This is a genomic window from Antarcticirhabdus aurantiaca (genome assembly GCF_009765365.1).
Lineage (GTDB): Bacteria > Pseudomonadota > Alphaproteobacteria > Rhizobiales > Rhizobiaceae > Antarcticirhabdus > Antarcticirhabdus aurantiaca.
The window spans coordinates 1-20900 of the sequence record NZ_VTOM01000040.1 but is presented as its reverse complement, the minus strand read 5'-3'; the positions used below and the strand labels follow the sequence as shown (position 1 = coordinate 20900).

At 69.7% G+C, this 20900-nt stretch carries 18 protein-coding genes and 1 pseudogene; 1 reads left to right on the top strand and 18 read right to left on the bottom strand.

Annotation, left to right across the window (positions count from 1 at the left end):
• From FZN60_RS27875 to FZN60_RS27830, 10 genes are all read right to left on the bottom strand, one after another.
• Nucleotides 1–317: hypothetical protein (locus tag FZN60_RS27875; protein WP_158877583.1), on the bottom strand; the 317-nt coding region annotated here is incomplete at its 3' end.
• A gap of 611 nt (nt 318–928) precedes the next feature.
• Nucleotides 929–1576: a 2-dehydro-3-deoxy-phosphogluconate aldolase gene (locus tag FZN60_RS27870; RefSeq protein WP_158877581.1), complete on the bottom strand. Its 648-nt coding sequence runs from the start codon at nt 1574–1576 to the stop codon at nt 929–931.
• A gap of 89 nt (nt 1577–1665) precedes the next feature.
• Nucleotides 1666–2748, bottom strand: a complete 1083-nt coding sequence (locus FZN60_RS27865; protein WP_246727308.1) for a cell wall hydrolase — start codon at nt 2746–2748, stop codon at nt 1666–1668.
• 139 nt (nt 2749–2887) lie between these two features.
• A complete protein-coding gene (gene der / locus FZN60_RS27860; protein ID WP_158877577.1) occupies nt 2888–4312 on the bottom strand; it encodes a ribosome biogenesis GTPase Der in 1425 nt (474 codons plus the stop codon).
• Nucleotides 4313–4339: 27 nt separating this feature from the next.
• Nucleotides 4340–5356 (bottom strand): tetratricopeptide repeat protein, encoded by a 1017-nt coding sequence (locus tag FZN60_RS27855; protein ID WP_158877575.1) that lies wholly within the window; start codon nt 5354–5356, stop codon nt 4340–4342.
• Nucleotides 5357–5489: 133 nt separating this feature from the next.
• Nucleotides 5490–6500, bottom strand: coding sequence for a glycine betaine ABC transporter substrate-binding protein (locus tag FZN60_RS27850; RefSeq protein WP_246727307.1), 1011 nt, complete (start codon nt 6498–6500; stop codon nt 5490–5492).
• 140 nt (nt 6501–6640) lie between these two features.
• Complete coding sequence (locus FZN60_RS27845; protein WP_246727305.1) at nt 6641–7540, bottom strand: D-alanyl-D-alanine carboxypeptidase family protein; 900 nt, start codon at nt 7538–7540, stop codon at nt 6641–6643.
• 142 nt (nt 7541–7682) lie between these two features.
• Nucleotides 7683–8702, bottom strand: a complete 1020-nt coding sequence (locus FZN60_RS27840) for an Hsp33 family molecular chaperone (RefSeq protein WP_158877573.1) — start codon at nt 8700–8702, stop codon at nt 7683–7685.
• Entirely contained in the window at nt 8692–9621 is a 930-nt protein-coding gene (gene argF / locus FZN60_RS27835; protein WP_158877571.1) for an ornithine carbamoyltransferase, read from the bottom strand. Before argF ends, FZN60_RS27840 begins: the two co-directional genes overlap by 11 nt.
• A gap of 11 nt (nt 9622–9632) precedes the next feature.
• Complete coding sequence (locus FZN60_RS27830; protein WP_158877569.1) at nt 9633–10850, bottom strand: aspartate aminotransferase family protein; 1218 nt, start codon at nt 10848–10850, stop codon at nt 9633–9635.
• Nucleotides 10851–11300: 450 nt separating this feature from the next.
• Between FZN60_RS27830 and FZN60_RS27825 the strand changes: the two genes are divergently transcribed.
• Entirely contained in the window at nt 11301–11909 is a 609-nt protein-coding gene (locus FZN60_RS27825; RefSeq protein ID WP_158877567.1) for a GcrA family cell cycle regulator, read from the top strand.
• A 281-nt stretch (nt 11910–12190) separates the two neighbouring features.
• Here the strand turns inward: FZN60_RS27825 and phoB are convergent, their stop codons facing one another.
• From phoB to FZN60_RS27785, 8 genes and pseudogenes are all read right to left on the bottom strand, one after another.
• The gene (phoB, locus tag FZN60_RS27820) at nt 12191–12952 is read right to left on the bottom strand and encodes a phosphate regulon transcriptional regulator PhoB (RefSeq protein WP_158877565.1); all 762 of its coding nucleotides are present in this window, start codon (nt 12950–12952) and stop codon (nt 12191–12193) included.
• Nucleotides 12953–12957: 5 nt separating this feature from the next.
• Nucleotides 12958–13707: a phosphate signaling complex protein PhoU gene (gene phoU, locus FZN60_RS27815; protein WP_158877563.1), complete on the bottom strand. Its 750-nt coding sequence runs from the start codon at nt 13705–13707 to the stop codon at nt 12958–12960.
• Nucleotides 13708–13750: 43 nt separating this feature from the next.
• Entirely contained in the window at nt 13751–14560 is an 810-nt protein-coding gene (gene pstB, locus FZN60_RS27810; RefSeq protein ID WP_246727315.1) for a phosphate ABC transporter ATP-binding protein PstB, read from the bottom strand.
• 22 nt (nt 14561–14582) lie between these two features.
• The gene (gene pstA / locus FZN60_RS27805) at nt 14583–15911 is read right to left on the bottom strand and encodes a phosphate ABC transporter permease PstA (protein WP_158877559.1); all 1329 of its coding nucleotides are present in this window, start codon (nt 15909–15911) and stop codon (nt 14583–14585) included.
• The gene (gene pstC, locus FZN60_RS27800; protein WP_158877557.1) at nt 15911–17395 is read right to left on the bottom strand and encodes a phosphate ABC transporter permease subunit PstC; all 1485 of its coding nucleotides are present in this window, start codon (nt 17393–17395) and stop codon (nt 15911–15913) included. Before pstC ends, pstA begins: the two co-directional genes overlap by 1 nt.
• A 121-nt stretch (nt 17396–17516) precedes the next feature.
• On the bottom strand, nt 17517–18563 hold the full coding sequence (locus tag FZN60_RS27795; protein WP_246727303.1) for a PstS family phosphate ABC transporter substrate-binding protein: 1047 nt from the start codon (nt 18561–18563) through the stop codon (nt 17517–17519).
• Nucleotides 18564–18711: 148 nt separating this feature from the next.
• Entirely contained in the window at nt 18712–20040 is a 1329-nt protein-coding gene (locus FZN60_RS27790) for an ATP-binding protein (protein ID WP_246727301.1), read from the bottom strand.
• Nucleotides 20041–20131: 91 nt separating this feature from the next.
• Nucleotides 20132–20900: pseudogene (locus FZN60_RS27785) on the bottom strand (hypothetical protein); the annotation flags it as partial.

Here is a 20900-nt window from a genome sequence, read left to right as displayed (position 1 = left end):
TCCTCGAGGCAGGGCGGGAACAGCGTCGCCTGATCGCGATCGGCGCCGACAACGAAGCGTCCCATGCCATCCTCCAGACCACCCTGAAGAAGATAGCATGAGCAGGGTTTTGACACAGCCAGGGTCGTTTGCGGCCAGCCGAACAGGTCCAGGATCACGACGCCCGAGGCCGAGTTCCCGCCCGATCGTTGAGGAAGCGCCACGTCCATGCCGATCACCATTGTGGCCTTGCCATCACCCAAGTCAGACCAGAGAAGCTTCAACGTCATCGTCTGTCCGAGCCGGATGGCGAGCGCCTCGCCAGCGGGCAGCGGCACCTTGCAGCGCTCCGGCCGCACCCCGTGGATGCGAAGCCGCCGGGAGCCCGAGCCGCGGCTCGGCAACCGTCCCCCGTTCTCTTCAGGCCGGGTGGGAAAGGCGGAGGTCATAGCGCTCTGCCCCGTCGAACCCATCGGTGTCACCGGCCTGCCCCCTCGCCCCCTCGATCGATGCGCCGATCTGCGAGGACATCGTCCCGCGCGCCCTCCTCGTCGATGCCGCCCGCTAGGGGTCACTCAGCGAGGGGTCTATGCGCCAAGTCGTGGAGCATTTCGATTGGACGAGGTTCAAGCCGCCTTTTCCAGAGACGGCTGCGCCGCGGCCCGAGCCTTCGTCAGTGGCAGGTCTTGCATCGATCCTTGGACACCGATCGGCCTCTAGGGGACTCCACGGGAGATCCCGTGAAAACGCAAGAAGGCGTCGGACGCCGCCTTTCTCAGAGACTCAGAGGAGAAGGAAGTTTGGGGAACGTAGAGGAAAACGGCGCTCGGAAGGTTTGCCAGGCTGAATGTCGTGGGCTCGATTTCCGTCGCCCGCGCCAGAGTTCCCGAACTCCTCAGGCTTCGTCGGCGCGCGTGGCGCATGGTCGATGGCGGGGCCGAAGCCCCGTTCAACGCGCCTTCAGCGCGGCGGCCTCGCGGGCGAGGCGCGTCACCGTTTCGAAGTCGCCGGCGCTCAGCGCGTCCTTCGGGGCGACCCAGGAGCCGCCGACGCACACGACGTTGGGCAGCGCCAGATAGTCTCCGACGTTCTTCGTGGAGATGCCGCCCGTCGGGCAGAAGCGGATGGCGGGAAAGACCGGCGCAATGCTCTTCAGGAAGGCGGCGCCGCCCGCCTGCTCGGCCGGGAAGAACTTCAACAGCTCGTAGCCGCTCTCCAGCGCCCGCATCAGCTCGCTGGCGCTCGCCGCACCCGGCAGGAGCGGAACGTCCGAATCCGACGCCGCCTCGATCACGGAGGTCGTGGTGCCCGGCGACACGATGAAGCGGGAGCCGGCCTCGGCCGCCGCCGCAAACTGCGCGGGGTTGAGGATCGTGCCGGCGCCGGCGATCGCCTCCGGCACCTCCGCGGCCACCGCGCGGATGGCGTCGAGCGCGGCGGGCGTGCGCAGCGTGATCTCGATCGCCGGCAGGCCTCCGGCGGCGAGCGCGCGGGCCAGCGACACGGCTTCCTTGGCGCTGGCAACGGCGACCACGGGGATCACCGGCTGGCGCGTCAGGATGGCGAGGAGCGGTTCGGTCTTCTGGGCTTCAGCCACGGCAGCCTCGATCGACGGGCGGGAAGGATCGGGCGAGGGTTAGACCCGCGCTTGCGCCCGCGTCAAATCCAAAAGGCCGGGAACTCGTCTCACAGTCCGCCGTTATAGGTGCGGTAGAAGATGTGCTTGCCGATGCGGTCGAGCCGCTCCATCGTGTTCGCCCAGCGCGGGTGGACGTAGTTCGCGTGGTAGTGGGTCGAGGAGCCGACCTCGGAAATCCAGGTTTCGCCGCGCGTGACGGCACCGGCGATGCGCTTGGCCGTGGCGAAGGCCTTGACGTCGCGGATGCGGTCCGGCTTGCCGTCGCAGGCGAAGGAGAACTGGCAGCGGTTGCGCCAGTTCTTGTTCTGGTACACGACGCCGCAGATCGTCTTGGGATAAACCGGGTTGCGGACCCGGTTCAGGATGACTTGGGCAACGGCCGCCTGGCCATCCTCGGACTCGCCGCGCGCCTCGAAATAGATGCCGTTGGCGAGGCAGAGCTGCTCCTTCACCGACAGCGCCTCCGCGGGCAGCGGCGTCGCCGCCCAGAGGTGGTCCTTCGGGCCGATCGGCGGCACGAAGGCTTCCGGCGTTTCGCGTAGCACGTTCTCGAACAGCGAATTGGCGCGGCTGCCGGCATTGGGCGTCGCGTAGCCGAGCGCGTTGGTGCCCTCGACAGCGGGTCCGAGCGAGGCGACCTGCGTTCCCTCCCCGTCCCCCTGGCCCGCGCCGGTCAGGCTTTCCCGAGCCTTCAGCGAGAAGCCCTCGGCAGCCGCCACGGCGACGGTCTGGATCGTGTCGGGCGAAACGCTGGCGAAGGCGGCGCGCACGCCGTCCGTCGCCATCGGGTTCAGCCGCTGCAGCATGGAGGCTTCCGCCGGCGTTTCCGGCGCCGGCTTGAACAAGCGTCCGCCCTTGACGCTTTCGCGAGGCGGCGGGACGATCTGCGTCGGGGCCGCCGCGACGCGCATGCCGTAGCCGACGGGCGGGGTGAAGGCGAGGCGGCCGCGCCCGGCTTCGTCGCCCGTGGAGGCTTCGGCGGTCGGGGCGTGAAGCGCGGCTTCGGTGAGGAGGCGGGCGAGACGGCCCGCCTTGTCGAAGCCGGCATCGGCGCCGCGATCATGATCCTGGAAGGCTGCCGTGGTCGGCAAGAGGGGAAGAAGGGCGAGCGCCCCGCAGGCGGTCAGCACAGCACGTCTGGCCCGGCGCGAGCGGCTCGCGCGCTGTTGGTTCCCCTCAACCTTCATCATGCCCCCGAAACGTACCCCTCTGGCCGTTGATGATCATGCTCTGTTAACCTTGTCTCTTGGTTAACAGAACGTGGCCATTTCACGACCGGCGCTTCGCTTTTCCGGCGAAGGGGTTGTTCGGCTTGCGCAGTCCGAGGCGGATCGGCACGCCGAAAAGGCCGAAGCTCTCGCGCAGGCTGTTGACGAGATAGCGCGTGTAGCTGGCGCCGAGCGCCTCCGGGCGGCTCGTCGAGAGCATGAAGGTCGGCGGGCGGGATTTCACCTGCGTCATGTATTTGATCGTAACGCGACGCCCGGCAACGGCCGGCGGCGTGTGCTGAGCGGTCGCGCGCTCCAGCCACTGGTTCAGCTTGGCGGTGGAGATGCGCTTGTTCCAGACCTCGTGCGTGTCGGCCACCGCCTTCATCAGCCGGTCGAGCCCCTCGCCCGTCTCGCCCGACACGGGCACGGCCCGGATGCCGCGCGCCTGCGGCAGGAGCCGGTCGGTCTTCTCGCGAAGGTCGGCGAGCACCGCCTGCCGGTCCTCCACGAGGTCCCACTTGTTGAAGGCGAGGACGGGCGCGCGCCCCTCGCGCACGATGAGGTCGACGATCGACAGGTCCTGCTTCTCGAAGGGGATCGTCACGTCGAGGACGATCACCACCACCTCGGCGAACTTCATCGCCCGCAGCGCGTCGGCGACGGACAGCTTTTCCAGCTTCTCCTGGACGCGCGCCTTGCGGCGCAGGCCCGCCGTGTCGAAGAGCTTCACGCGCCGCCCACGCCATTCCCATTCGACGGAGATCGAGTCGCGCGTGATGCCCGCTTCCGGCCCGGTCAGCATCCGCTCCTCGCCAATGAAACGGTTGACCAGGGTGGATTTGCCCGCGTTCGGCCGCCCGACGATGGCGATGCGCAGCGGCTTGGTGTCGTCGTAGGGCTCGATGACCTCCTCGCCGTCCTCGCCCACCGCCGCGACCGCGGGTGCGGCCCCCTCCTCGTCCTCGTCCTCGTCGTCCTCGCGGAAGGGCCCGATCCCGAGTGCGGCGACGATCGCGTCGCGCAGGTCGCCCATGCCCTCGCCGTGCTCGGCGGAGATCGCGACCGGCTCGCCGAGGCCGAGCTCGTAGGCGTCGTAGAAGCCCGCATCGGCGCCGCGCGCCTCGGCCTTGTTGGCGACGAGCACCACCGGCTTGCCGGACATGCGCAGGAGGTCGCCGAAGGTGCGGTCCTGGGGCATCAGCCCGTGCTTGGCGTCCACTACGAAGAGCGACAGGTCGGCCTCGCGGATCGCGGCCTCCGTGCCGGCGCGCATGCGCCCTTCCAGGGAGTCCGCATCGGCCTCTTCCAGGCCCGCGGTGTCGATCGCCTGAAATTCGAGATCGAGGAGCTGGGCGTCGCCGGAGCGCCGGTCGCGGGTCACGCCCGGCCGGTCGTCGACGAGCGCGAGGCGCTTGCCGACGAGGCGGTTGAACAGGGTGGACTTGCCGACGTTCGGCCGCCCGATGATGGCGATGGCGACCACGGCAGGCCTCCTTCTCGTTCGCTGGGTTCAGTTCGCGGGTGCGGGTGCAGGGGCCGGCGTGGCCGGACCGGGCTCGGCCGGAGGCGTCGCGGGCTGCGCCGGAGCGGCGGGCGGCGCTGCGGCAGCAGGGGCCGGCTCGGTCGCGGGCGCTTCGACGGGCGGCGTCGCGACAGGCGCCGCCGGCGTCTGCGCGGCCGGGGCGTTCGGCTCCGCCACCGGCGCTTCCGGCACGGCCGGGGCGGGCGTTTCGACCGCCGGCGGCAGCGTCGTCGGCAGCTCGACGGTCGGCGCGGGCAGCGCTTCGGCCGGCGCGGGTGCCGGTGCAGGCGCCGGCTCAGCGGCTGGCGCGGGCGCCGCCGTCGGCGCGCGCACGGGCGCGGCGGTCGAGGGCGTGCTCGCGGCGATGACGTCGAGCATCAGCTGCGCCCGGTCGCCGAGGCCGTTCGGGACCTGCGGATCGTCGGCGATCTGCTGGAACAGCGTGCGCGCCCCGTCCCGGTCGCCCTCCTTCCAGGCGGCGAGCGCCAGCGCCTCACGCGCGGGAAAGCGCATGGCCTGGGCGTCGCCCGACAGGCGCTCGACCCGCGCCGACACGTCGGCCCGGCTCCCCGTGTCGACGAGGATGTAGGCCGCCCGGATCGCCGCCGCATCGCGCAGCGGCTGCGGCGCGTCCGCGTCGTTGGCCACCGCGTCGAAGGCCTGGAGCGCGCCGGGCAGATCGTTGTTGGCCTGTCGGATCCCGCCGAGCCGCAGTTGAGCCAGATCGGGATAAACGCCGTAGCCGTCGCGCGCGAGTGCCTCGAAGCCTTCGATCGCCTGCGGGCTCTGCCCCGCGGCCTCCAGGGCCGCGGCCTGGAGATAGCGGTCGCCCGAGGCCTCCTGCCGGCCTTCCACGATGCTCTCGTAGATGACGAGACCGACAGCGGCGACGACCACCAGAACCGCGCCGGCGATCACGAGGCGGCCGAAGCGCTTCCAGAACTGCTGGACGCGGGCCTGCCGGATCTCCTCGTTGACCTCGCGGAAGAAGCTGTCGTCGCTCATGGCGTCCCTTGTGTCGGCGATGTCCGCCGGGCGCGAGGGCGCGTGTCGGCGAACGAAGATCTCGCACGCCTTCTAGATGGACTTTTCCGAACTGGAAACCTTTGCCCGCTCTCGCCCCGGTGCGGTCGCGGCGTCAGAGCGCCGCTTCGACCCGCTGCGCCACGTCGGCCGGCACCCAGCCGCGCCATAGGTCCCCTTGCGTCTGCAGGAAGTGGCGTGCGGCATCCTCGCCGGACGCGCCGTTCTCCTCCTTCCAGACGAGCAGGCGATTGACCGTGGCGTTCGACCAGGCGCGCGTGCCGAGATAGCGGGCGGCGGCCGGGCTCTTTGCCGCGATCCGCGGCGCGACGAGGGTGTAGACCTCGGTCGGGGTCCAAGCGTTGCGCTTCGGGTCGGGGCAATCGGGCTGCGTCGTGCAGCGGGTCCACTCGGCCGCGTCGAAGGGCACGTCCCATTCGAGCTTCTTCATCGGATAGCGCCCGATGATCGCCGTCGGCGACCAGTAATAGCCGAGCCAGCCCGTCTGGTCGGCGAAGGCCTTGGCGATGGAGCCGTCGAGTCCCGCCGCCGATCCCGTCTCGACGAGGTCGAAGCCCGCGCTCTCGCCGTCATAGGCGCGAAAGAAGTTGTCCACCATGATCTGGCAGCCCCAGCCGGGCGGGCAGGTGTAGACCGCCCCGCGCGAGGGATCGACCGGCGAGGGAAACAGGTCGGGCCGCTCCAGCGCGTCGCCGAGCGTCCGGATCTCGGGATGACGGTCGGCCACGTATTGCGGGATCCAGAACCCCTCCTCCGAGCCGTCCTTCAGGACGCGCGCGCCATAGGAGACGCGCCCTTCCGCGACCGCCTCGTCGATCGCGCCGCGGAACTGGTTCACGAACATCTCGGGCACCACGTCCGGCCCGCTCGCCCGCGTCATCGAGGCGAAGGTCGGCATCGTGTCGCCCGGCACCAGCTCGACCTCGCAGCCGAAGCCCTTCTCCAGGATAATCCGGTCGATGGCGGCCATGACCTCGGCGCTCGCCCAGTTCATGGAAGCGACGCTGACGTGGCCGCACGCCGTGTCCGCCGCGCCGTTCGCCACCGAGTCGACGCCGCCCAACAGGGCGACGAAAGCCGCCAGTCCCAAGAACCGCTTCATCATGTCGTCTTTCGCACCGGCCCCGGGCCCTGCCCCGGTCCCGGCAGAGGATCGGCGTCCCGCCGATACACTCCCCTTAGGTCATACGTCCGCAACCGGCTGGTTGAAAAGCGCCAAACAGCGGCGTTTGCGCGCGGGCGCCCTCAGAACGGACCCGTCGCCGGGCCGAGATAGGTGTCGACGAGCGCCGTGACGCGCGCATCGCGCGCCATGCCCGTTTCGCCGCCCATCACCACGACGATGATGCGCCGTCCGCCGCGCTCGGCGCTCGCCACGAGATGGAAGCCCGAGTCGCGGATGAAGCCCGTCTTCATGCCGTCGATGCCCGGCACCTTGCCGAGCAGCTTGTTGGTCGCCTTGATCGTCCGGCCGCCATATTCGAACTCGCGCAGCGAGAAGACCGACAGGGCCGAGGGGAAGTTGTGGCGGATGGCGAGCGCCAGCCGCGCCATGTCGCGGGCCGTCGTCACCTGCCCCACGTCGGGAAGGCCGGAAGCGTTGTTGAAGTGCGTGCGCGACATGCCGAGCGCCCGCGCCTTGGCGTTCATGCGGTTGGCGAAGGCTTCCTCCGATCCCGCGAGGTTCTCGGCGACCACGGTCGCGACGTCGTTGGCCGAGCGCACCGCGAGCGACGTCACCGCCTGGCGCACCGTCAGGAGGTCGCCCGGCTTGGCGCCGAGCTTCGAGGGCGGCTTGGAGGCGGCGTTGGCCGAGATCGTCAGCGGCGTGTCCGGATTGAGCCGCCCCTGCTCGACCGCCTCGAACAGGAGGTAGAGCGTCATCAGCTTGGTGAGCGAGGCCGGGTAGCGCAGCGCGTCGGCGTCGTCCTCGTAGAGCGTGCGGCCCGAGCGCGCGTCGATCACAAGCGCCGCGGGCGCCCGGTGCTCGACGACCGGGGCGTAGGACCGCGCCATGCTCACCGCGTCGAAGCCGGCGCGACCGACATCCGCGGATTGGCAGGCGCCGAGCGTTGCCGCGAGCGCGACGATCGCGAGCGGGCGGCCGGCGAGGCGCCCGAGGCGGCGAAGAAGGGAAGACGTCACGGCGCGGTGTTCCCGGACAGGCTGAACGGTGTGGCTCCGCAAGCTATGATCGAGGAGGGTAAACGACCCGTCACGATGCCGGGGATGCCCGACGCTCGATCATGTTCGATCGCGCGCCGGCCATCCATGCTCCGCCGCTCGCCTACTCCGCTTCGCCGCCGCCGCCCGCCTCGCGGATTTCTTCGGCGGAGAAGTCGTAGTGCTCGCCGCAGAACTCGCAGGTGACGTCGATGCGGCCGTTCTCGACGCTTTCGGCGAGTTCCTCCTCCGAGAAGCTCGCGAGCACGTCGCGGATGCGCTCGCGCGAACAGGAGCAGTCGTCGGCGACGGGGTTGGCCGGGAAGACGCGCACGCCGCGCTCGTGGAACAAGCGGAACAGCAGCCGCTCGACGCCGACTTCCGGGTCGGTCAGCTCGGAGGCCTCCACCGTGTCGACGAGGGCGCGCGTTTCGTTCCAGGCGTCGTCGAACTCGAAGGCTGCGCCCGTCTCGTCCGCATCGTCGGGCGCGTCGCCGCCGGGCAGGTCCGGCATGCGCATGCGCTCGGGCGCTTCCGGCAGGAACTGCGCCACCATGCCGCCGGCGCGCCAGCTCTCCACGAAGCCCTTCTCGCCCCGCCGCGACATGCGCGCCACCGCGAGCTTCACCGTGGTCGGGATCTGCTCGGACTGGCGGAAATAGGCTTCGGCCACCTCTTCCATCGAAGCGCCGTTCAGCTCCACGATGCCCTGGTAGCGCTGCGTGTACGGCCCCTGGTCGACGGTCAGCGCCATGACGCCGACGCCCAGGAGCGCTTCCGGCGTCGCGGCGCCCGCGGCGATCGCCTCGGCGACGCGCTCCTCCTCGAAGCGCGCATAGGCGCGCACCGAGGACGGCGTCGAGAAGTCGACGACGAGGAGACCGACGGGCCCGTCGGTCTGCGTCTGCGCGATGAACTTGCCGTCGAACTTCAGCGAGGTGCCGAGAAGCACGGTCAGAGCGATCATCTCGGCGAGAAGGCGCGAGACGGGCTCGGGATAATCGTGGCGCGCCAGGATCTGATCGAGCATCGGCCCGAGCTGCACGGCGCGCCCGCGCGCGTCGAGCGCCTCCACCTGGAAGGGCACGACGGCGTCGTCGCCGGCGAACCCGAAGGCACCGAGCGTCAGGCCCTCATCCGACATGGGCGACCTCTCCGAAAACCCAGGCAAGGATCGACTTCTGCGCGTGGAGGCGGTTCTCCGCCTCGTCGAACACCACCGACTGCGGCCCGTCGATCACCGCGTCCGTCACCTCCTCGCCGCGATGGGCGGGCAGGCAGTGCATGAAGAGAGCCTCGCTGTCGGCATGGGCCATCAGCCGCTCGTTGACCTGGTAGGGCATGAAGACGTTGTGCCCGCGCGCCTGCGACTCCCGGCCCATCGAGACCCAGGTGTCGGTGACGACGAGGTCGGCGCCCGAGACGGCCTCCACCGGATCGGGCGTGAGGAGGATCGAGGCGCCCTGCTCGCGCGCCGCCTCGACGAAGCGCATGTCGGGCCCCGAGCCTTCCGGCGTCGCGATCCGAAGCGTGAAGTCGAACTGCACGGATGCTTCCACGAAGGAGGACAGGACGTTGTTGCCGTCGCCCACCCAGGCGAAGGTGCGCCCCGCCACCGCCCCGCGCTTCTCCTCGAAGGTGAGAAGGTCGGCCATGATCTGGCAGGGGTGGGTGTCGTCGGTGAGGCCGTTGATCACCGGCACGGTGGCGTGCTCGGCGAGCTCGGTCAGCCGGTCGTGGGCGGTGGTGCGGATCATGATCGCGTCGACGTAGCGCGAGAGCACCCGCGCCGTGTCGGCGATGGTCTCGGCGCGGCCGAGCTGCATCTCCGAGCCGGACAGGAACAGCGTCTCGCCGCCGAGCTGGCGCATGCCGACGTCGAAGGACACGCGGGTCCGCGTCGACGGCTTCTCGAAGATCATGGCCAGCATCTTGCCCTCGAGCGGGCGCGGCTCGCCTGTCCGGCCGAGCGCCTTGCGCTGGCCGGCATCGGCGATGATCGCCCGGAGGTCCGCCTGCGACACCTTGGAGATGTCGAGGAAGTGCTTGGGAGCGGTGGTCATGGCTGTGTCCTTCACGCGCTCTTCTTCAGGGCGCCGGCGTCGGCGAGCTTCGCCGCCGCGGCCTCGATGCGTGAAACGGCCTCGCGCATGTCGGCTTCCGTCGCGATCAGCGGCGGCAGGAGGCGGATGACGTTGTCGCCGGCCGGCGCCGTCAAGAGACCCTCGCCGCGCAGCGCGCCGACGACCTCGCCGTTCGGCAGGACGGCCTTGAGACCGACCAGGAGCCCCTCGCCGCGGACCTCCGAGAACACCTGCGGGTAGCGGTCCACCACGGAGGCCAGCCCCTGCTTCAGCGCCAGCGCCGTGCGCCGCACCGTCTCCAGGAAGCCCTCGCCAAGCACCACGTCGAGAACGGCGTTGCCGACCGCCATGGCGAGCGGGTTGCCGCCATAGGTCGTGCCGTGCGTTCCCGGCGTCATGCCCTTGGCCGCCTCGTCCGTCGCGAGGCAGGCGCCGAGCGGGAAGCCGCCGCCGATGCCCTTGGCGGACGCGAGGATGTCCGGGGTCACGCCCGTCATCTCGTGGGCGAAGAAGTGCCCCGTGCGCCCGATGCCGGTCTGCACCTCGTCGAAGACCAGCAGCACGCCGTGCTCGTCGCAGAGCGCCCGCATCTCGCGCAGCCAGTCGGTCGGAACGGCGCGCACGCCCCCCTCGCCCTGGATCGGCTCGATCAGAACGGCCGCGACCTCGGGACCGGCGATCGCGGCCTTCAGCGCCTCGCGGTCGCCGAAGGGCAGCTGGTCGAAGCCCTCGACCTTGGGGCCGAAGCCTTCGAGGTACTTCGCCTGTCCGCCGGCCGCGATGGTGGCGAGCGTGCGACCGTGAAAGGCGCCCTCGAAGGTGAGGATGCGGAAGCGCTGCGGCGCGCCGTTCACGAAATGATAGCGCCGGGCGGTCTTGATCGCGCATTCCAACGCCTCGGCGCCGGAATTGGTGAAGAAGACGCGGTCGGCGAAGCTGGCGGCGCACAGGCGCTCGGCGAGCCGGGTCTGCCCCGGGATCTCGTAGAGGTTCGAAACGTGCCAGACCTTCTCGGCCTGATCCTTCAGCGCAGCCACGAGGTGCGGATGGGCGTGGCCGAGCGAGTTCACCGCGATGCCGCCGGCAAAATCCAGATAGCGTCGGCCCTCGCGCGTCTCCAACCAGACTCCCTCGCCTCGCTCGAACACGATGTCGGCGCGGGCGAAGGTGGAGAAAAGCGGCGAATGCGAAGGCTGGACGTCGGTCATGGCAACGGGTCTTCGTCGGGGGTGGGGGCCGGATCGGCCGGGGTCGGAACGGGATCGCACCCGCCCGAAACGGACGAGCCTGCCGGAAGGGCAGGCTCGAAACGACGCGCGACGGTTTTTTGCCAGGCGCGCCGTTGCAGCGTATACCATGCGAAACCGCGCGATTGTCAACGAAATCGCCGTTTTGATGGCGCAAGCCGTCGTCCCGTTTCGAGACGAAATCGCCCACAAGCTGGGGAAAACCGTCTCGTCCCGGTCTTCCCGCGCCGTTCGGCTTGTCATGGCGGTGCGCCGCAGGATAATTTCTTAACGGAAACCAGTTTGTCCCGTGCGGCCCTCCCGACAGAGCTTGATCCCTGTGATTCAGGCCCGTGCCCTCGATCCGTTGCGCGTCCGTCGCGTGCCGGCCAGGCGCCGGAGTGTCGCCGTTGCGTAAGGAGTAGAGCGATCATGAGCTGGAACGACGAACGGGTCGAGATCCTGCGTCAGCTTTGGACGGAGGGCCTGAGCGCGAGCCAGATCGCGGAGCGTCTCGGCGGCGGCCTCAGCCGCAACGCCGTGATCGGAAAGGTGCACCGGTTGAAGCTGGAGTCGCGTGCCCGCGCCCTGGTCGGCACGGGCTTCGGCGAGGCCGAGGTCGCCGACGCGGCGATCGAGGTGGCGGCAGCGGCTCCGGCCGTCGTCGCGGCGCCCGTGGTCCAGGACAATGCCGAGATCCGCCTCGTGTCCTCGCAGGTGCTGCCCGCCGCCCGCGTCCTGCCGCGCACGCTGGGCGCCACGGCTCTGAAGATGGAACCGATCGACGCCGGCTCGGACGACGGCATCGTCGGCGAGTTGGAGGTCGCCGAACCGCGCGTCGGCGGCGGCGAAGTCGTGCCGATCGCCCGCAAGCTGACCCTCGTCCAGTTGTCCGAGCGCACCTGCAAGTGGCCGGTCGGCGATCCGCTGAAGCCGGACTTCCACTTCTGCGGCCACCACGCCGGCGATGCCTCGCCCTACTGCTCCTACCATGCCCGCCTCGCCTTCCAGCCGAGCGCGGAACGCCGCCGCATGCGCTGAGCGCCGGCGTCTCTCGGCACGGCCTCGACGTAGAAAAGCCGGCCCGAGGGCCGGCTTTTTCATTGGCAAGGAAGGCTCAGGGTCTAAACCGCATCGGAAAGGGCACTTCCCCTCGCCCGCTTGCGGGAGAGGGTGCCCCGAAGGGGCGGGTGAGGGTGTCGGCCGCGCAAGCGGCCGAGCAAAGAACCGTCGACGTCGCGTTCCCGAGGAGCCACCCTTCTCCCGCTGCCGGGACCTTCTCCCGCCAGCGGGAGAAGGGAGCAGCTTCGTCGTCCTGTCCCTCAGATATCCCGTGCGGGCGCCGGAGTCGCAGCCGCGGCGCTCGCCCGGCCGGCCTTTGCCGGCACGCTCGCGGCGAACTGCTCGTCGAGGGCGTAGCCGGCGCCGCGCACGGTTCGGATCGGGTCGCGCTGGCGGCCACGGTTGATGGCCTTGCGCAGGCGACCGACATGGACGTCGACCGTGCGCTCGTCGACGTAGATGTCGCGCCCCCAGACTCCGTCGAGGAGCTGCTCGCGCGAGAAGACGCGGCCGGGCGCCTGGAGAAAGAACTCCATCAACTTGAACTCGGTCGGGCCGAGCTTGATCTCGCGTCCCGCCCGGCGCACGCGATGGGTCTCGCGGTCGAGGTCGATGTCGCCGGCCGACAGCACGGCCGAGAGCTTCTGCGGGTTCGCCCGGCGCAGCATGGCGCGCACGCGTGCGAGCAGCTCCGGCGTCGAGAAGGGCTTCACGACGTAGTCGTCCGCCCCGACCGACAGGCCGCGAACGCGCTCGCTCTCCTCGCCCCGCGCGGTCAGCATGAGGATCGGCAGGCGCTCGGTCTCGGGCCGGGCACGCAGGCGCCGGCAGAGCTCGACACCCGACAGGCCCGGCAGCATCCAGTCGAGGATGAGGAGGTCCGGCACCTCCTCCTTGAGACGGATCTCCGCCTCGTCGCCGCGCATGATCGTGTCGACGGCGTAGCCCTCGGCTTCGAGGTTGTAGCGCAGGATGACGGAGAGCGCCTCCTCGTCCTCCACCACCGCGATGCGCGCGTTCACGGGTTCTACTCCCCAGCCGTCGCGTCGGCGCCGGCACCGGCAACGGCCGGGCGCGGCGCCGTCAGCGAGGGCGTGCGATCGCCCTTCGGCCGCTCGGCCGGCATCTGCTCGCCGGTGCGGATGTAGTAGATCGTCTCCGCGATGTTGGTCGCGTGGTCGCCGATGCGCTCGATGTTCTTGGCCGAGAACAGGAGGTGCGTGCAGGGCGTGATGTTGCGCGGATCCTCCATCATGTAGGTCAGGAGCTCGCGGAAGATCGAGGTGTACATCGCATCGATGGCCTCGTCGTTGGACCGCACGCTCTCGGCCCGGGCCGGGTCGCGGTCGGCATAGGCGTCGAGGACGTCCTTGAGCTGGTCGAGCGCGAGCTCGGCCATGTGCTCGATGCCGCGCACCAGCTGGATCGGCTGGGAGTGCTCGGATACCGCGATGACGCGCTTGGCGATGTTCTTGGCGAGGTCGCCGATCCGCTCCAGGTCGTTGGAGATGCGGATCGCGCCGACGATCTCGCGAAGGTCGACGGCCATGGGCTGGCGCTTGCCGATCACGAGGATCGCGCGCTCGTCGAGTTCGCGCTGGGCGGCGTCGAGCAGGACGTCGTCGGCGACCACCGACTGGGCAAGGCCCCAGTCGCTGTTGATCAGCGCCTGGACGGACTGGGCCACCATGCGCTCGGCCTGGCCGCCCATCTCGGAGATGCGGCGGACGAGGTTGCGCAGTTCCTCGCCATAGGACGTGACGGTGTGTTCGGTCATGGGGTCTCCACCTTTCTCCCGATGGTGGTTGCGGCGGAAGGGGTCAGCCGAAGCGGCCGGTGATGTAGTCCTGCGTGCGCTTGTCGTCGGGATTGGAGAACATCTTCTCCGTCGGCCCGACCTCGACGATGCGCCCCAGATGGAACATCGCCGTGCGCTGCGAAACGCGCGCGGCCTGCTGCATCGAGTGCGTGACGATGACGATGGTGTAGTTCTGCTTCAGCTCGTCGATCAGTTCCTCGACGGTGGCCGTCGCGATCGGGTCGAGCGCCGAGCAGGGCTCGTCCATCAGGATGACTTCGGGGCTCACCGCGATGGCGCGGGCGATGCAGAGGCGCTGCTGCTGGCCGCCGGACAGGCCCGTGCCCGGCTCGTCCAGGCGGTCCTTGACCTCCTCGAACAGGCCGGCGCGCTTCAGGCTGGTCTCGACGATCTCCCGCAGGTGCGCCTTGTTCTTGGCGAGCCCGTGGATCTTGGGACCGTAGGCGACATTCTCGAAGATCGACTTCGGGAAAGGGTTCGGCTTCTGGAACACCATGCCGACGCGGGCGCGCAGTTCCACGACGTCGATGTTCTTGTTGTAGATGTCCTCGCCGTCGAGCGTGATGTCGCCGACGACGCGGGCGCCCTCGACCGTGTCGTTCATGCGGTTGAGGCAGCGCAGGAAGGTCGACTTGCCGCAGCCCGACGGGCCGATCAGCGCCGTCACCTGACGCTCCGGGATCTCCAGATCGACGCCGTGCAGGGCCTGCTTCTGGCCGTAGAAGACCTCGACCTTGCGGCCGTGCATCTTCACCGGCAGATCGACCGGGCGAGCATGGGCGCCGGTGGAGGCGAAGGAGACGTTTTCCATCATGGTCAGACCTTTGGACGGGTTACCAGCGGCGCTCGAAGCGGCGGCGAAGGATGATCGCGAAGAAGTTCATCAGGGCGAGGAAAATCAGGAGGACGATGATCGCGCCCGAGGAGCGTTCGACGAAGGCGCGCTCGGCCTCGTTCGCCCACATGTAGATCTGCACCGGCAGTGCCGTCGAGGCATCGAGCGGCGTAGCGGGATAATCGGCCACGAAGGCGACCATGCCGATGAGCAGCAGCGGCGCCGTCTCGCCCAGCGCGTGGGCGAGCCCGATGATCGTGCCCGTCAGGATGCCGGGCATGGCGAGCGGCAGGACGTGATGGAACACCATCTGGTTCTTCGAGGCGCCCAAGCCGAGGGCCGCCGCGCGGATCGAGGGCGGCACGGCCTTCAGCGCCGCGCGCGTCGCGATGATGATCGTCGGCAGCGTCATCAGCGACAGCACGAGACCGCCGACGAGGGCCGAGGAGCGCGGCAGCGACATGTAGTTGATGAAGACCGCCAGGCCGAGAAGACCGTAGACGATCGACGGCACCGCCGCGAGGTTGTTGATGTTCACCTCGATGAAGTCGGTGAACTTGTTCTTGGGCGCGAACTCCTCGAGGTAGATCGAGGCGGCGACGCCGATCGGCAGCGAGACGACGAGGACGATCAGCATCATCCAGGCCGAGCCGATCAGGGCGACGCCCAGGCCCGCGGCCTCCGCACGGCTGGAATTGCCGAAGGTGAAGAGGCCCCAGTTGAAGCGCTGCTCCAGCGCGCCGTCCTGCTCGAGCTGCTGGATGTAGCCGAGCTGACGATCGTTCAGCGGGCGGCGCGACTCCTCGACGGACAGGTCGAACTGACCCTTCACCCCGCTGTCGACGACGGAGTTGGCGAGGATCCAGACTTCCTGGGTCTTGCCGATCAGGGTGAGGTCGCTCGCCACGACGTCGCGCAGCTCGGCGCGCACATTGGCCGACACCAGAGCGGCCGCGTCGCGGGCGGCGCCGCGGTCGGCCGGATCGATGCCGAGCTTGGCGACGATCGCGTCCTGGGCGAGCTTGGGATAGTTCGCCCGCTGAAGCGTCGCCATGTCCGGATTGCCGGTGCCGCGCGGGTCGACGATATTCGCCGCGAAGGTGATCGGCAGGCGGATCTCGGTCTGCCAGAAGGCGGTGTAGCCCTGGCTGATCACGGTATAGAGCAGCCAGCACAGGAAGAAGAGGCCCGTGCCGACGGCCGCGATTCCGTAGGCCTTGAAGCGGCGCTCGGCGCCGTAGCGGCGCTTGAGGCCGATGTCCCGCCGGGGCGGAGCCGCGGAGGTCGGCGCGGCCGTGGGGAGCGAGCGAAGGGTCGCGTCGGTCATCAGTCGTACTGCTCCCGATACTTACGGACGATGTAGAGGGCGACGACGTTCAGGATGAGCGTGATCGCGAAGAGGGTGAGGCCGAGCGCGAAGGCGACGAGGCTCTGCGGCGAGGTGAAGTCGAGGTCGCCGGTGAGCTGCGATACGATCTTCACCGTCACCGTCGTCATGGCCTCGAAGGGGTTGATCGTGATGTTGGCCGCGATGCCGGCCGCGAGCACCACGATCATGGTCTCGCCGATGGCGCGCGACATGGTGAGGAGCAGCGCCGACACGATGCCCGGAAGCGCCGCCGGCAGGATCACGCGCTTCACCGTTTCCGAGCGCGTGGCGCCAAGACCGAGCGAGCCGTCCCGGAGCGAGCGCGGCACGGCGGTGATGATGTCGTCGGACAGCGAGGACACGAAGGGGATCAGCATGATGCCCATCACGAGGCCTGCGGTCAGGATCGACTGGGCCTGGATGAAGCTGCCGTAGGTCCCGGTCAGGAGCCCGTTGATGTCGGCCGAGATGTCGCGAAGGAACGGGCCGACCGTGATCAGGGCGAAGAAGCCGTAGACGATGGTCGGGATGCCGGCGAGCACCTCCAGGAGCGGCTTCACCACCGAGCGGACGCGGTTGTTGGCGTACTCGGCCATGTAGACCGCGGCGAAGAGCCCGATCGGCACGGCCACCAGCATGGCGACGAAGGCGATGTAGAGCGTGCCGGCCAGGAGCGGGACGAGGCCGAACTGACCGGAGGCGTTGGTGCCGGCGGCGGCGAAGCGCGGGTCCCAGACCGTTCCGAACAGGAAGTCGGTGATCGGCACCATGTGGAAGAACTCCATGGCCTCGAAGAGCATGGAGAAGACGATGCCGGCCGTGGTCAGGACGGCGATGGTGGATGCCAGAACCAGGAAGGAGCGGATCACCGCCTCGACCCGGTTGCGGGCGGTGAGGCGCAGGCGGATGCGCGACAGGGCGAAGGCGGCACCCGCGAGCGCCAGGCCGATGACGACGATCGTCATCGCCAGGCGGCTCCAGTCGTCGAAGGCGATGCGCTGCAGGGCGGCGGGGATCATCCAGTCTTGCGCCGCGCTGGCGACCGGCACGCCGAGGCCGGCGAGAAGCGGCGACAGCTCGGCGATCGGCATCTGGTGCACGGTGGCGCGCACCGCGTCCGGCATGCGGCGGATACCCTCGGCGATCGCCCGTGTCATGTCGTCCGCGACGCCGGGGAAGGCCGACAGCTGCGGACCGAGATCGTCGGGATAAAGCGAGCGCATGTCCTGCGTCGCCAGGATCGGCGACAGGATCAGCCAGGCGCAGAGTGCAAGCAGCGCCGGAAGAGCGGCCCAGAACAGGCCATAGGCGCCGTGATAGCTGGGCATCGAATGCAGCTTGCCGGTCTCGGCGGCTGCGATGCCGGCGGCCTTGCGCCGGGCGAGCGCGTAGGCGGCTATGGCGATGGCGAGGACCGCCAGGATGATCGCGGACGTGGACATGTCGGATCCGTGAAAGGCAGGACGCGTGCCGGCGCCCGCGGGAAAGGGCATGCGTGATGAAAGACGGGCGGCCCGCCCGGAACCGTCGCCGGTCCGGGCGGGCCGCCCCGCGAGACTTGGATCAGAGGCCGATCGTGGTGCCGGCTTCGAAGCTCTTGCGGAACTCCTCGCGCTCGGCGTCCGGCGCGGGCACCAGGCCGTAGGCGGCGAGCGGGCCGTCCGGGCCGATCATCTGCTCGTCGAGGAAGAACGACACGAACTCGGCAAGACCCGGAACGACGCCGATATGGGCCTTCTTCACGTAGAAGAAGAGCGGACGCGAGACCGGGTACTCGCCCGAGGCGACGGTCTCGACCGAGGGCGTCACGCCGCTGATGGTCGCGACCTTCAGCTTGTCCTGGTTCTGCTCGTAGAAGGCGAGGCCGAACACGCCGATGCCCTGCGGGCTAGCCGAGATGCGCGCGAGCGTCTCGGTGTAGTCGCCGGCGATGTCGGTGGTGAAGTTGCCGCCGCGGACCTGGATGCAGGCGTCGTCGGCCGCGTCCTCGTCCATGCCGGAGGCCTTGAAGCCCTCGAGCGCGCCCGACGCTTCGCAGCCGGCTTCGAGGAGCTTGACCTCGAAGACTTCGCGGGTGCCGTGGTTCTCGGCCGGGATGAAGGCCTGGATCGGCTGGTCGGGCAGCGAGGCGTCGACCTGCTTCCAGGTGGTGTTCGGGTTGTCGACGACCTTGCCGTCCACGACGATCTTGGCGGCCATCGCCTTGAAGACCTGCTCCGGGGTCAGGGCGAAGTCGGGGCCCGAGGCAGCCGAGGCGAAGACGATGCCGTCATAGCCGAACTTGACTTCCTGGATGTCGGTCACGCCGGCGGTCGCGCAGGCCTTCTTCTCGTTGGCCGAGATCGGGCGCGAGGCGTTGGCGATGTCGATCGTGTTGGAGCCGACGCCCTGGCAGAACTGGGTGAAGCCGCCACCCGTGCCGCCGGACTCGACGATCGGGGTCGGGAAGTCGGGATAAACCTCGCCGAAGTTCTCGGCAACGATGTTGGCGTAGGGCAGAACCGTCGACGAGCCGGCGATCTGGATCGGCTCGGCGGTCTGGGCATAGGCCGGAGCGGACAGGATGAAGGCGGTGCCGAGCGCGAGGCCGGCAAGCAGCGACTTGGTCAAGGAAGCTCTCCCTGGAGCGTTTCGTTGTCGTGAACCGGGCCGGCGCGGCGAGTCGGTGCGGCCGCGCCGGGTTCGGGGCCGGTTTAACGAGCCTCGACCAAACGTATATGACAGTCGCATCGCCGTTTTGTGACAGTGCAACCCGTTGTCATTGCTGGGAGGATTTCACCTCGTCCGCCGTATCCGCGATGGGGAAGCGCGCGCGGAAGACGGAACCGCGGCCGAGTTCCGAGGTAATGATGAGCCGCGCCCGATGGTGGAGCAGGAGATTGCGCACGATGGACAGGCCGAGTCCCGTCCCCCGCTTGGAGCGCGAGGAGGCGACGTCGACGCGGTAGAAGCGCTCGGTGAGGCGCGGCACGTGCTCGGGCGCGATACCCGCGCCGTGGTCGCGGACGCCCGCATCCACGAAGCGCCGCCCGCCCTCCGTCACCGCGGAGAGCTCGAGGTCGATCCGCCCGCCGCCGCCCGCGTACTTGCAGGCATTCTCGACGAGGTTGTTGAACACCTGGATGAGCTCGTCCTCCTCGCCGAGAACGATAAAGGGCTCCTCCGGACGCTCGAAGCGGATCTCGAGGCCGTTTTCCTCGGCCATCAGCTCCATCTCGCCGCGCACGTCCTCGAAAACGTCGCGCAGGTCGATGCGCGCGGACGGCGCGACGTGGCGCTTCATCTCGATGCGCGACAGCGACAGAAGGTCGTCGATGAGGCGCGACATGCGCCGGGCCTGCTCGCGCATGATCCCGAGGAAGCGCTCGCGCGCCGCCTCGTCGCCGCGTGCCGGACCCTGCAGCGTCTCGATGAAGCCGATCAGCGAGGCGAGCGGCGTCCTCAGCTCGTGGCTGGCATTGGCCACGAAGTCGGAGCGCATCCGCTCCAGCCGCCGCTCCACCGTGCGGTCGCGAAACAAGAGGAGGAAGAAGGCGGGACCGCCTGCCCCCGTGCCCTCAACGCGGATCGGGGTGATCTCGGCCTGCCAGATCCGGTCGAAGGGCCGTCGCTCCTCGAAGGCGGCCTCGGCCGCCTCGTCCTGGCGCAGGGCCGCTTCCACGGTTGCCAGGAAGTCCGGCGAGCGGAAGCGCAGCGAGACGGGCTCGTTGATCGCCACGTTGCCGAAGGCGACGAGGCTAGCCGGATTGTTGTGGCGCAGGATCATCGCGCGGTCGATCAGGAAGGCCGGCTCGCGCAGCGCGTCCACCGCGGCGCGCAGCTGCCCGCCGGGCCGCGCGCCCGGCACCTCGCGCGTGCTGCCGCGCCCGCTCGCCGCCCGCTCGCCGCCGGCGCGAAGCGGCAGGAGGAGCACCAGGACGGCCGCGCAGAAGCCGACGAGGCAAGGCACCAGCGCATCCGGCCGGATCAGGAGCGCCAGTCCGAAGCCGATGGCGGCTGCGAGAACGGCGCGGCGCTGGAAGGGTTCGGCAAGCATCGCGAAGCCTGTGGATCGGCTCTCCGGAGGGAATTCGGCGAGGGGGCTCATGGACGATCCTGCGGCTGCGGCGCGTCCGCGAAGACGAGTCGCGGAGTCCCGTGCCTTACCCGCCTCGTCCGACAGGGCGATGACAGTCGGTTCAGCCCGCCCGCATGCGGATGGCGTAGATGTCCACCGACTGACCCGGGCCGCCGAGGCCCGGATTGATGGCGATCATCGCCGAGGCCGCGGCGTTGGCCGGCGCGTCCATCGCGAACAGCACCGGCTCGCTCGCCTGCGCGACGGAAAAGCGCTGGCGACCGCAGACCGCCTCTTCGCCGATCGCGCAGCGAACCGCGAATTCGCGCGGGTTTCCGTCGGGCGAGCCGGCCTCGATCTCGACCTGGACGGACTGGCCGCCGAACCGCGAGAGAACGCCGGGGCCGACGGGAAACACGATCTCGCCGTTCGCCGGCTCGTCGGGCACGGCAATGCGCAGCGCCGCGCGCTCGCCCTCGCCGGTGATCGCCTCGACGCTGCCCCCGCTGGGCGTCGTGACGAGCTCGGGCCGGTCGGCGCTGAAGACCGTGATCCAGCCGTCCGCGCTCGGCACGATGCTCGCGGCGTCCCCGGACACGGCGCCCGGATCGCTCGCGCCGCCGAACAGGGCCGGCAGGACGAGATAGGCCGCGGCAGCGAGGAAGAGGATCACCGCGGCGAGAACGAGGCCGTAGACGAGCCGGTTCTTCGACGCCTGGCTGGCCGGAGCCTTCGCGGCACCCGTCGCCGCGCGCCGCGGAAGCGGCGAGCCGGCGCTGCCCGTCGCCGGGGCGCGACGCTCCGGTGCGCCGCCCGGCGACCCGGCCGCGCCGCCCGTCTCGGCCGGCCGTGCCGCGCCGGCCTCCGGCGCCTGCCCGGCGGGCGGCCTC

What these genes read in the sequence shown, in the direction of transcription:
- pstC (WP_158877557.1), bottom strand. Translation starts at nt 17,395, where the DNA reads ATGTCCACGTCCGCGATCATCCTGGCGGTCCTCGCCATCGCCATAGCC.
- FZN60_RS27825 (WP_158877567.1), top strand. Translation starts at nt 11,301, where the DNA reads ATGAGCTGGAACGACGAACGGGTCGAGATCCTGCGTCAGCTTTGGACG.
- FZN60_RS27850 (WP_246727307.1), bottom strand. Translation starts at nt 6,500, where the DNA reads ATGATGAAGCGGTTCTTGGGACTGGCGGCTTTCGTCGCCCTGTTGGGC.
- pstA (WP_158877559.1), bottom strand. Translation starts at nt 15,911, where the DNA reads ATGACCGACGCGACCCTTCGCTCGCTCCCCACGGCCGCGCCGACCTCC.
- argF (WP_158877571.1), bottom strand. Translation starts at nt 9,621, where the DNA reads ATGACCACCGCTCCCAAGCACTTCCTCGACATCTCCAAGGTGTCGCAG.
- FZN60_RS27790 (WP_246727301.1), bottom strand. Translation starts at nt 20,040, where the DNA reads ATGAGCCCCCTCGCCGAATTCCCTCCGGAGAGCCGATCCACAGGCTTC.
- FZN60_RS27830 (WP_158877569.1), bottom strand. Translation starts at nt 10,850, where the DNA reads ATGACCGACGTCCAGCCTTCGCATTCGCCGCTTTTCTCCACCTTCGCC.
- phoU (WP_158877563.1), bottom strand. Translation starts at nt 13,707, where the DNA reads ATGACCGAACACACCGTCACGTCCTATGGCGAGGAACTGCGCAACCTC.
- pstB (WP_246727315.1), bottom strand. Translation starts at nt 14,560, where the DNA reads ATGGAAAACGTCTCCTTCGCCTCCACCGGCGCCCATGCTCGCCCGGTC.
- FZN60_RS27855 (WP_158877575.1), bottom strand. Translation starts at nt 5,356, where the DNA reads ATGAGCGACGACAGCTTCTTCCGCGAGGTCAACGAGGAGATCCGGCAG.
- FZN60_RS27840 (WP_158877573.1), bottom strand. Translation starts at nt 8,702, where the DNA reads ATGTCGGATGAGGGCCTGACGCTCGGTGCCTTCGGGTTCGCCGGCGAC.